Annotated in this window: 7 protein-coding genes; 5 read left to right on the top strand and 2 right to left on the bottom strand. The window is 49.6% G+C overall.

What is annotated here, in order from left to right; translation table 11 throughout:
• The first annotated feature begins 450 nt into the window (after positions 1–450).
• The 5 genes from LAT75_RS06970 to LAT75_RS06950 all read left to right on the top strand — a co-directional run bounded on the left by LAT75_RS06970 (position 451) and on the right by LAT75_RS06950 (position 6,730).
• Positions 451–2,052 carry an NAD(P)/FAD-dependent oxidoreductase gene (locus tag LAT75_RS06970; RefSeq protein WP_291481920.1) on the top strand — a complete coding sequence of 534 codons (1,602 nt, stop codon included), beginning with the start codon at positions 451–453 and terminating at the stop codon, positions 2,050–2,052.
• Between the two features lie 25 nt (positions 2,053–2,077).
• Positions 2,078–3,220, top strand: a complete 1,143-nt coding sequence (locus tag LAT75_RS06965; RefSeq protein WP_291481919.1) for a site-2 protease family protein — start codon at positions 2,078–2,080, stop codon at positions 3,218–3,220.
• Positions 3,221–3,405: 185 nt separating this feature from the next.
• Positions 3,406–4,503, top strand: a complete 1,098-nt coding sequence (alr, locus tag LAT75_RS06960; protein WP_291481918.1) for an alanine racemase — start codon at positions 3,406–3,408, stop codon at positions 4,501–4,503.
• A 180-nt stretch (positions 4,504–4,683) separates the two neighbouring features.
• On the top strand, positions 4,684–5,760 hold the full coding sequence (locus tag LAT75_RS06955; RefSeq protein ID WP_291481917.1) for a Stealth CR1 domain-containing protein: 1,077 nt from the start codon (positions 4,684–4,686) through the stop codon (positions 5,758–5,760).
• The gene (locus tag LAT75_RS06950) at positions 5,747–6,730 is read left to right on the top strand and encodes a hypothetical protein (protein ID WP_291481916.1); all 984 of its coding nucleotides are present in this window, start codon (positions 5,747–5,749) and stop codon (positions 6,728–6,730) included. Before LAT75_RS06955 ends, LAT75_RS06950 begins: the two co-directional genes overlap by 14 nt.
• Before the next feature lies 1 nt (position 6,731).
• Here LAT75_RS06950 and LAT75_RS06945 read toward each other — a convergent pair whose 3' ends face one another.
• Positions 6,732–9,752, bottom strand: a complete 3,021-nt coding sequence (locus tag LAT75_RS06945) for a sensor histidine kinase (protein WP_291481915.1) — start codon at positions 9,750–9,752, stop codon at positions 6,732–6,734.
• Positions 9,745–10,434, bottom strand: a complete 690-nt coding sequence (locus LAT75_RS06940) for a hypothetical protein (RefSeq protein ID WP_291481914.1) — start codon at positions 10,432–10,434, stop codon at positions 9,745–9,747. The genes LAT75_RS06945 and LAT75_RS06940 overlap by 8 nt, the downstream gene beginning before the upstream one ends.
• Between the last annotated feature and the right edge of the window lie 10 nt (positions 10,435–10,444).

Genomic DNA, 10,444 nt, shown 5'->3' with positions numbered 1-10,444 from the left:
AACAGGATAAACAGGAAAAAGAAAAACAGTACAAATACCATTATGAAGCCAATGGCCGATGCAAATACCTGTTTTATAAAATCAATCATAGGTTGGAGGGATGCGTTAAAATGAAAGGATAAAATTTACTGACAATTTAGGGATAAAATCGCCAAACTGTCATACGTGATAAGCCTGCTTTGTTGCGCAGAAGCATCACAAATATAGCCTGCCTTAATTCGCCCCGGCAGCCGACGCTTTCAGAAAAGATGCTTTATTGGGGAACAGGTTTGTTATCTTTCCGGGCTGTATGAATGAAGCCCTTCTTCAGGCTGTTCATTCACTTTTGCCGGATGGTTCAGCTGCTTTCATCAGCACCGGAAGTAAAGGCTCAGGCTTATTTTGCCCAACAAATCTGCTCCGGCACAGCATTCTGATTACACTCACATTTCAGCACATCCCGTACTTTTTATGAGCAAGACCTACGATGCAATTGTTATCGGCTCCGGCCACAACGGTTTAACTACCGCGTGTTATCTGGCGAAAGCCGGTTTCTCGGTTCTCGTGCTTGAACGGCGCGATACCATTGGCGGGGCCGTTTGCACGGAAACCATGTTTAAAAGCGAGACCTACCCGGAAGGGTTTCGGATGGATGTGGGCTCATCAGCGCATTTTATGATCCATCAGACGCCCGTAATTCAGGATCTCGAACTGGAAAAATACGGTCTTGAATACATTGAGATGGATCCTTTCATGTCGTTTCCGGTACCCGGTGAGCAGAAGGTGATTCACTTCCACCGCAGCGTGGAGAAGACGATGGCATCCATCGCGCAGGTATCTGAGAAAGACGCCGCCGCTTACCGTGAGTTTATTGATTTCTGGAAGCGCATCAATCGTGGCGTACTCAAAACTTTTCTGGTGCCGCCCACTACCAAAAATATTTTCAGCGAGATGGCCCGCGGGCAAATCCGCGATGGCAGCATGTTTGCCAAGGGTGAGCAGGTAACCGGCCTTCAGCAGATTTTTGCCAGCTACGAGCAGGTCGTAAACCGCTATTTCGAAAATGAAAGCGTAAAAACCGCCCTCATCTGGATGGCCGCCCAATCGGGTCCGCCGCCGGATCAAAGTGCCACGGGCCCGTTTGTGGGCTGGCAGGCGATGCTGCACGAAAGCGGCGGGAAGCGGCCGCGCGGCGGCAGCGGTATGCTCACACAGGCCATGGCGCAGATGCTGAAAGCACACGGGGGCGAAATCCGCTCTGATTCACCTGTCGAGAAAATCCTGATTTCAGGCAAGCGGGCACACGGGGTGCGCATTAAGGGAGGCGAGGAATTTCAAAGCCGCGTAGTGATTTCCAATGCCCATGTGCAGACCACCATGCTCAAAATGGTCGGTCCGGAGCATCTGCCCCCGGATACCATCCGGAATGTGGAAAACATCAACGTGGGCAACGGCTTCGGGATGGTCATCCGCTGTGCGGTTAAAGAGCTGCCAAAGTACACAAGCTGCCCCGACGATCCTTACATCCACAACGGGCTGCAGATGCTCTGCCCGGACATGGCCTACATGAAACGCGCCATCGGCAACTATTACAAAGGTTTGCCCCCCGAAAAACCGGCCGTGGTTGCCATGACCTTTTCCAACATCGACAACACCCTGGCGCCGGAAGGCGCGCACACGCTTTTCCTGTGGGCGCAGTGGCACCCCTACGAGCTGCAAAACGACCTGGAGTGGGATCGCATCAGGGTTGAAGAAGCGCAGAAAATTTATGATGTCGTGGTCGATTACGCCCCCAACATGAAGGGCAAGCTCATCGATTGGTACATCCAAACCCCGCTCGATATTGAGCGCAAGCACGGCCTGCTGAAAGGTAACGTGATGCATGTGGAAATGACCTTCGACCAAATGTTCATGTTTCGCCCTACCCCGGAGCTCAGCCGGTACGAAACACCCGTTCAGAACCTGTACCTTTCGAGCGCTTCCTGCCATCCGGGCGGGGGCGTTTTTGCTGCCGCCGGGCACAATGCCGCGCACGTAGTACTTAAGGCACTTAAAAAGAAAAAGTGGTTTTAGGCCCGAGGCAAGCTAACGTCAAAAAATGAAAATAACCCCCATTCTTTCCGGTTTCAAATACCGGCATGTGATCATCAACCGGTGGCGGCTCAGTGTTGATCCGTTGCTGCCGCTGGTACTCATTGTGCTGGCTTGGGGGCTGAGCACGCGATATTACCCGGAAATGTTGTATCTGCCCGGAGCTCTTCAGTACTGGGTACTTGGCGGGCTTACCGCGGTGTTCATCACTATTTCAATTTTGATACATGAGCTCGGGCACAGTACGGTAGCGCGCTGGCTGAACATCCCCATCGAGCGGATTCATCTTTATCTGTTCGGTGGCATGGCCGAGCTTCAGCACCGGCCTCATGCTGCACGGCAGGAGTTCTGGATTGCCTTAGCCGGCCCGCTGGCGTCTCTTGCGCTTGCCGTTATTTCATGGGTGATGTATGCTGTTGTGCTCGACCCGACCTACATGGCCTGGTACTTTTTCAGGTTTTTGGCTTTAATAAACCTGCTCATAGCGCTATTTAACCTGCTTCCGATTTTCCCGCTTGATGGCGGCCGCCTGCTGAGGTCTTTTCTGTGGGGAGTTACTGGCAACTATCTGCGTGCCTCATGGCTTACCAAACGCTCAGGCAGTGTGATTACCGGGATTCTTTTGCTCATGGCACTCATAGATTACACCTGGCTCAAATCAGATTACGTAATTTTTAGCGGGATTCTGGCTCTTTACATGATGTACACCTGGAACAGCGGCCGCTACGAACTCAATTATATGCCGGCAGCGCGGGATCTCATTCAGCATATTCCTGTTGCAGGTACGTGTACAACCGAAGAGCTGGTTAAGCAAATGATCCCATCACAAAAAACGCTGCTTAGCCGCTGTATCTTTCCCGTCATGGACGTAGAGAGCGGGCGACAAGTGGTGGAAGGTGAGCTACTGCGCAGCACAGATTTTACCGTTGGTCCCCAAAATATAAGGCCTGCTCAAACCGGTGACTACATTGCCCTTGATGAGCCGGAAAGCTGGGCAGCAACGGTGAGTTTCAATGCTGAATGGGTACCGGTATATAAAGCCGGCAGGTTTATCGGCATGTGCGATGCCAAAGAACTCAGGTTCTGGATGCAGCAAAACGAAGGTGCAATACATCTTTGGATTCCCGAAAAAGAAAGTCGTCTTTTTTAGATTTAGATTTTTTTATATCTGCCAAAGCTCAAAATAAGCTATTTTGGATTTTGTGAAGGTAAATGCATTGCCGGCACAAAAGGTGTGCTCCACCTGAATCAGATGTTGAAGTTAAAATAGTTGCCTAAAAATGGTATTAACAAGCTGCAACGGCAGCCCCTTATTCAGAGAAATCTACCGAAAACATGCTTAACTCAACCAGGCAGATAACCGCGAAAGACGCAGCAACTTCCTATCTGGAGGTAAATGGATCTGTTCTCCGGGATAATGTCCGGCTGCTTTCCGAAATGGCAGGGCAGGGAATCAAAACGATGGCAGTTGTAAAAGCCAATGCCTACGGCCATGGGGCCTCAGGCGTAGCGAGAGCACTGGCGGGGAAAATAACTGCCCTCGGTGTAGCAACAGTTGAAGAAGCCGTAAACCTCCGTAAAGACGGCATTATTACGCCCATTCTCGTTTTTGCGCCGGTTCGCCGCGATACCCTTGCTGATTACCGCTCGTTTAACCTGGTAGCAACGGTTGGTTCTTTTGAAGAATTACGAATGATCAGTCCTTCCATGTCATTTCATCTGGAATTTGATACCGGTATGGGCCGGCTTGGGTTTTACCCCGAAGACTGGCCCGAAATAAGGCAGGAGGTTGAGAGCAGGCAGCTGAATCCCTCAGGTATTATGACGCACTTTGCCTGTGCAGATTCACCAAGCCATGCTAAAACGCTGCAGCAGATAGATGATTTGAACGAACTGATCCGAAATATGGATGAACATGCACGCGGTAAGCTTATTCATGCGTCGAATTCAGGCGGATTACTGTTCTACAAGCAGGCGCGTTATAATATGGTCCGTTTTGGCATCAGCATGTACGGGTTTTCACCCTCCGAAACATATGCCCTGCCGGGGCTGAAGCCGGTTATGCAGTGGAAAACCCGTGTCTGTGCAACAAAAGCCATACATACCGGGGGTACGGTGAGTTATGAAGCAAGCTGGGCAGCCCCTGAAGACGGCTGGCTTATCGTTTTGCCGGTCGGGTATGCCGACGGGCTTCCCCGTGCACTCAGTAATCGTATTGTGATGCGGGCCGGTAACAAAACCCTCCCGCAAACAGGTAACATCACCATGGATTACACCATGCTCTTTTGTCGGGATTACATCGAAACAGGTACGGAAGTTACCATAATGGGCGATGGCGCAATGCAGGCCGATGAATGGGCCGCTATGACCGGTACCATCCCTTATGAAATTCTGTGCGGCATTCATGCAAAAATTGAACGAAGGCTGGTTTAAATTCAACAATTTCAGCCCCTTCAGTATCGGATCTTTTTTACTCATGGTTGGTAATGCATCCCAAATTTAAAGTGAAAATGTGAGATGCAGGGGTTATTTTGAAGCAGCAATTTATATGCCCGCTGAAGCAGGTACATCACAAAATCTGAAAACAGAAGCGTAATTTGAGGATATTGCTGAATGCAGCAGTCTGAGATTGAAACAAAGCCCGAAACCCTGAACCCGGAAGCTGAAGACCCTGAGAGTATTGATGCGGTGATAATGTGGGTTGACGGAAACGACCCGGCGCACCTTGAAAAGCGCAACAGCTATGCGCAATCAGAAATACACGCCCCCAACCGATTACTGACCGGAGGGGATAAAACGCGCTTTGTAGAAAACGGAGAACTGTTTTACTGCATTAAATCAATCCGCAAATTTGCCCCCTGGATGCGTACCATCTTTTTGGTTACAGATAATCAGCGGCCTGCTTTTGCAACTGATGAATGGCTTCAGCTACATGGGGTGCAGCTGGTTGATCATAAAGATATTTTTGTCGGATTTGAACAGTATCTGCCAACCTTCAATACCCGAACCATCGAAAGCATGCTTTGGCGAATACCGGGGCTGGCACCGCAGTTTGTTTATTTTAATGATGATTTTCTGATCGTGAGGGCTGTAAAACCGCAGGATTTTTTTGTGGATTCAGCAGTAGTTTTAAGGGGGAGCTGGGAAAAGCAAGTGCGTTACAGCCGCTTGCGGATTAAGTTCAACAATTTTGTAAGTAAAGCTGCGCGTAAACTGTTTGGCATCACCCGGTCGATGCATTTGCTGCTTCAGATTAAGTCTGCACGGAAGGCTGCATTCCTTAAGCAGTATTACCGCGCACCGCACGTGCCGCACCCGGTCAACCGGCAAACACTTGCAAGCTGGTTCGAAGCTTACCCGGAGGAGCTGGAGCGCAATATTTCGTGGCGATTCAGAAATATGAAGCAGTTTTCGGCCATATTTCTTGCCAATCATCTCGAAATTTCAGCGGGTAACGTCCGCTTTGCGGATGAAGACGATCACCTGATGATTAACGGTGAAACGGATATCTCGCTTACCTTCACCAAAAAACTCAGCCGGATTGTTCAGGGTGAAGTCCGATTTGCCTGCATTCAGGCCATGGAAAAGCTGAGCCCGGCTAACCGGGCCGAGCTCGAAATTGTGCTGAATCAGCTCACGGGTGCATCCGCACAGCAGTCGTACATATTAAGAGCGCATGATGTCGTTTGAAAAGCGGGCATCGGGGGCTCTTGCAAAGGCAGGAACTTTTTTTCGGCAAATTGCCGAAAATCCGGCGCTGAACCGGGCAAAACCGGTTTTTAGCCGGCTGGTACTCTTCCTGATTTTAGGACTTGTTGGCTGGCAGCTGTATTCGATTGGTATCACTGAGATACTGAAAAACCTGCCGGTGCACCCGCTGTTCTACATCCTTTTTGTGCTCACTTTTTTTAGCCTGCCGCTTGCGGAGGTTTTCATTTACCGGCAGGTGTGGGATGTGCCGCGGCGTCACCTTTTTGGCCGGCTGCTCAAGAAAAAAGTTTTTAATGACGAAGTTGCCGGCTACAGCGGGGAAGTTTTTCTGAGTTTATGGGCTAAAAACTACCTCGGCCTCGGCCATAGGGAGGCCATCAAAAATGTGCGGGATAATAATATTCTTTCCGCCCTCAGCAACAATTCAGCGGCCCTGCTGCTGCTGGGGGGCATCAGCGTTTTTGGGATTGTGGACCTGAGCAGCTATTTCGGGGAGGTTTCCCTGTGGCAGTGGGTGGCCGGCGGTCTCGCAGCAGTGCTGCTCACGGGTTTGTTTTTCAGCTTCCGGCGCTATCTGTTCGCGCTGCCGGCAAAAAAAGCCGCGAAGGTTTTCTCCATTTATTTCAGCCGTTTCATTCTGCATAACGGTATGATGATAATGCTCTGGGCCGTGGTGATCCCGGAAGTTGCGTTTCAGACCTGGCTGCTTTTTGTAACGGTGATGATCGTGCTCAACCGCATCCCCCTGCTTCCCAGCCGTGACCTCGTGTTTCTGATGGTTGGCATCGAGCTCTCCAAAACCTTTGAAGTGGCAACAGCCTCAATGGCTGGCATGCTGCTGGTGTACAGTGCCCTCAAGAAAGGCACCAATCTGGGAATTTACCTTTGGCTTTCGTGGCGGGAGAAGAAGCGCGCAAAGGAAGCTGCCGGGCCGGTTTCAGAACCATAAATTATGCATTTATCGGGCATTTGAGCCGGATTTCTGTTCCGGTTCCTTCAGCAGACTCAAGCTCAAGTCTGCCGCCGCACTCCTTCATGCGCTCGCGCATGCTTGTTAGCCCGTTTCCGAATTTGTTGGGCGTGCTGTCCGGGCAAAAACCGCTGCCGTTATCCCGAACCAGGACTTCCAGAACCGAAGGGGGAGTGTAGGAGAGGCTTAGCGAAATCTGCGTGCAGCCGGAGTGACGGATGGCATTATTGAGGGCTTCTTTGAGTACATTCAGCAGATGATGCCGGGTAGCAGAGGGCACCATAAGATCAGGGAGCTCAGGCGGAACCTGTATGCGGCAGCTGATACCGCATTTTCGGCAGAAGGAATCTGCATAGTTAACAATAAACCCTGCGAGGTTTTCAAGGAAATCATTTTTGGGATTCAGCGACCAAACGATTTCACTCATGGTTAGCATAATTTCGGCGGTCTCATCGGAGAGCTCCTGCAACCGGATCTCTTTACCGGTTTCGGTTTCTGATTCGGTTGCAAGATGCTCGCTCATCATCTTAACCTGCGTAAGCCGCGAGCCGATGTTATCATGCATATCCCTGGAGATGCGCAGCCGCTCCCGGTCAACGGCCAGCTTGTATTCCAGCTGCTGCAGCTGATTCTTATAGCGGCGGTGCGCCGCATTCCAGCTGATGCCGATTACAAAGATGGTGAAAAACAGGCCTATTGAAATGCGGAAGGAGGTCCTCATCCAAAAGGGCGGGATGATACTGAGCGGCATGCTTGCTGCTTCCGTGCTCCAGTTGCCGTAGCGGTCGCCGCCTTTCACTTCGAGCAGGTAGCGGCCGGGATTAAGATTCGTGAAAGTAAGTTCGGTTGAATTTCCGATTTCGATCCACTCATTGATGTAGGGCGTGAGCCGGTATTTGTATCGGTTTTGACTGGATTCGCTGAAATGCAGTGCAGCGAATTTGAAGCGAAGCACCTGATCCCGCCAGTGAACCTGAAGCCCGGGCCGGTTTTCCCCGTCTTTCACAAACCAGCCGGAGCTGTAGGGCATAACGGACTGATCTTTGATAATTACGTCTGTAAAAGCTACGGGGATGGAAGCTTCAGCTGGCTGGAGAATTTCAGGATGAAATTTATTACAGCCTACGTTTCCGCAAAAAAGCAGGGTGCCATCCGGGTATCTGAGCACGTCATTCCGAAAGAAGTTTTGGCCGGGTATGCCATCTCTTTCCGTGTAGCGGACAGCTGAATCGGTTTGAGGGTGGTATCTGATGATGCCGAGATTCGTGCCAATCCAGAGGTTTTGATCTGCATCTGAAGAAAGACCTCCAAACATAGCTGACTGATTTATAGTTGGGTTTGAAACAAATTCAATTGTTTCGCTAAGCGTATCAATTTTATAGAGACCGGAGCGGGAGGAAATGGCCCAAATTTCAAGACAGGGATTTGCGTCCATGCAGGTGAGCGCAACCGCGTGGTTGAGTTCAAAACTGAACCGGCCGACGGTATCAAACAAATACGTTTTGCTTTGGCCGGTAACAAGATTGTAGGAAACTACTGCTGTTTCTGCGCTCGCAAGCCATATTGTATCACCTGCTTTCAAAATCATATTTACATGGACGCCCTGCTGCATACCGAAAATTTCTTCCCTCGGTATCAGCTGAAGGATGCCTTCCGTTTCTCTGAAAATTACAAGTCCGTTATTGGTGATGATATAAAACGTGCCGCTTTCATCGCGGTAGAAAGCATGGTTAATCGATTTCGTATCGGCACTCACCGGCGGATATTCGACCGGAAACCGGGTTAGTTCAAGAGTGGTAATATGGTAGGTGAACAACCCAAGTTCGCTGGTGAGTATCCAAAAAAGTTCATCATCATCAGGGTCAATTGAAACAGTTGTTGTGTGATGAGCGCCGGTGAGAAATACTGGGTACTCTTCCATTACTTTTCCCCTGAAACCCGGCATTGCTGTTTCGAGGAAGGGTTCCTTTTTGAATCCCATTTTCCCGGAAATGAAGCGGTACTTCATTAAGCCTTTACCCGTGATCATGCCTGTACTTGTTCCTATCCAGAGGGTGTTCTTCTGATCGGTGAAAAGTGAAATGGCGCCGCGTACGCGGAAGAGATTTGTTGCAATTTGAGTACTACGATCATATTTCTGAATATCAAACCCCTGCATGAACCACAGGTCGCCGTTGGGATCCACCTGGGCGCGATAAATCTGAAAAGGATAGGTTTCGTACTCTTGAAGCAAAAGTCCTTCATCAGAAAAATGATAGATAATATGATGCTCAATTACATAAAACTGCCCGTCATGGGTTTTGCCGATAAAATTTGTGGCATACAGATTCAGTGCTTCATTCAATTCCGGCATCGCACTCAGCTCCCCGCTTTCAATCTCATAACGGAAGATGCCGCTGCGAAAACCGCTCAGGTAAAGTCTTTGGTTCGCATGGTCGCTATGGATTGAGGTGATGTGACCGGTGCCTGAAACGGCAATTTCCGTGAGTTCATAATCCGGACTCAGCCGCAGCAAGCCGTCAGAATTCCCCAAAACCCAACCGTTTGCCTGATTGCCGATGATAGCGAGTAAAGGTGCTTTTTCAAATCGCAGCCGGATTTCAGGCCCAAGGTCTGTAAAAACAAAACGATCTTCCCATTCATCATAAAAGTACAGGTTGCCGCTTTCGGTAGTGCTCCAGATGATGTTTGCACTGTCTTTAAACAGGACTTTGGCAGGTTCGCTGAACACCCGGTTGCTGCCTGAGTCGAGCACATATGGTTTATAGGTGTAGCCGTCATATCGGTTAACTCCGTTATCCGTGGCCAGCCAAAGGAATCCGTTTTCATCCTGCTGAATAGATTTTATATTGTCATTCGTAAGATCGCCGTCTGTCGTGATCACTTCCACAACACCGGCCGGCGCATCAATGTGGATGGTTACATCCTGAGCTGCAGGGGGCATAAATTGAGGCAGCAGCAGGGCTGATAAAAGCAGGCGGAGCAGGAGAAGGTTAATCAAGGGCATCTCCTCTTAACACAAAGGCGTAATTGCTTTGCAGAATATCATAAAATTCGCCAGGCCTAACTCCGGTGGCGTTGAAAAAATCATTTGTGAGATTGAAGTGCCATGCCGGCCTGTTCCGTTTGTCGCTAAGCTGCCAGTTAAAACCGTAATCGAAAAAACGGTTATCGAAATAAAGAGTGAACCAGTAAACCCCGGAAGGCAGCACGATGTCATATTCCTTTAAGTCAATGATAATCCGGTTGAATCTTGATTCAGGGTTTGTAGAATTATTGAATCGATCAGACGCGGTTGGGATCTGAACACTGAAAAGAGCATTGTCTTCCTGCTGCGCCGGATGGCCGGAAGGTTTACAGTCCTTTTCGGGGTAAATAATAAAGTAGAAGTTATCGGATAGTTCAGTAAGGGGGATGTTATAACCCGCGGCTCCCCAAAAAACCAGCTCCGTAAGCTGTGTATGTTGCTGAAGTACGAAATACTCGAATTTCAGGTATGCCTGCTCCTGCTGCGTACTGTAAAAAGAGTATAAGCTGAAACTCATTGCCGCGGAGGGCATCTGATTGACGATATAGGGGCTTCCCGTGCCCTGCACTTCTTGTGCAAAAACACCCCTCGGTGAAAGAAATACGAGAGCAGGAAACAAAATCAAAGCAGCGGCTTTGAGTACAGAGCGATGCATAAAGGGGTGA

Origin of the sequence: Cyclonatronum sp. (assembly GCF_022565315.1) — a bacterium.
Classification (GTDB): domain Bacteria; phylum Bacteroidota; class Rhodothermia; order Balneolales; family Cyclonatronaceae; genus Cyclonatronum.
The sequence above is the reverse complement of the archived record's forward strand: the minus strand, read 5'-3'. Positions and strand labels throughout refer to the sequence as shown.

Excerpts from the sequence above, each read along its gene's own strand:
- LAT75_RS06940 (WP_291481914.1), bottom strand. The coding sequence starts at position 10,434 with ATGCATCGCTCTGTACTCAAAGCCGCTGCTTTGATTTTGTTTCCTGCT.
- LAT75_RS06950 (WP_291481916.1), top strand. The coding sequence starts at position 5,747 with ATGATGTCGTTTGAAAAGCGGGCATCGGGGGCTCTTGCAAAGGCAGGA.
- LAT75_RS06955 (WP_291481917.1), top strand. The coding sequence starts at position 4,684 with ATGCAGCAGTCTGAGATTGAAACAAAGCCCGAAACCCTGAACCCGGAA.
- alr (WP_291481918.1), top strand. The coding sequence starts at position 3,406 with ATGCTTAACTCAACCAGGCAGATAACCGCGAAAGACGCAGCAACTTCC.
- LAT75_RS06970 (WP_291481920.1), top strand. The coding sequence starts at position 451 with ATGAGCAAGACCTACGATGCAATTGTTATCGGCTCCGGCCACAACGGT.
- LAT75_RS06965 (WP_291481919.1), top strand. The coding sequence starts at position 2,078 with ATGAAAATAACCCCCATTCTTTCCGGTTTCAAATACCGGCATGTGATC.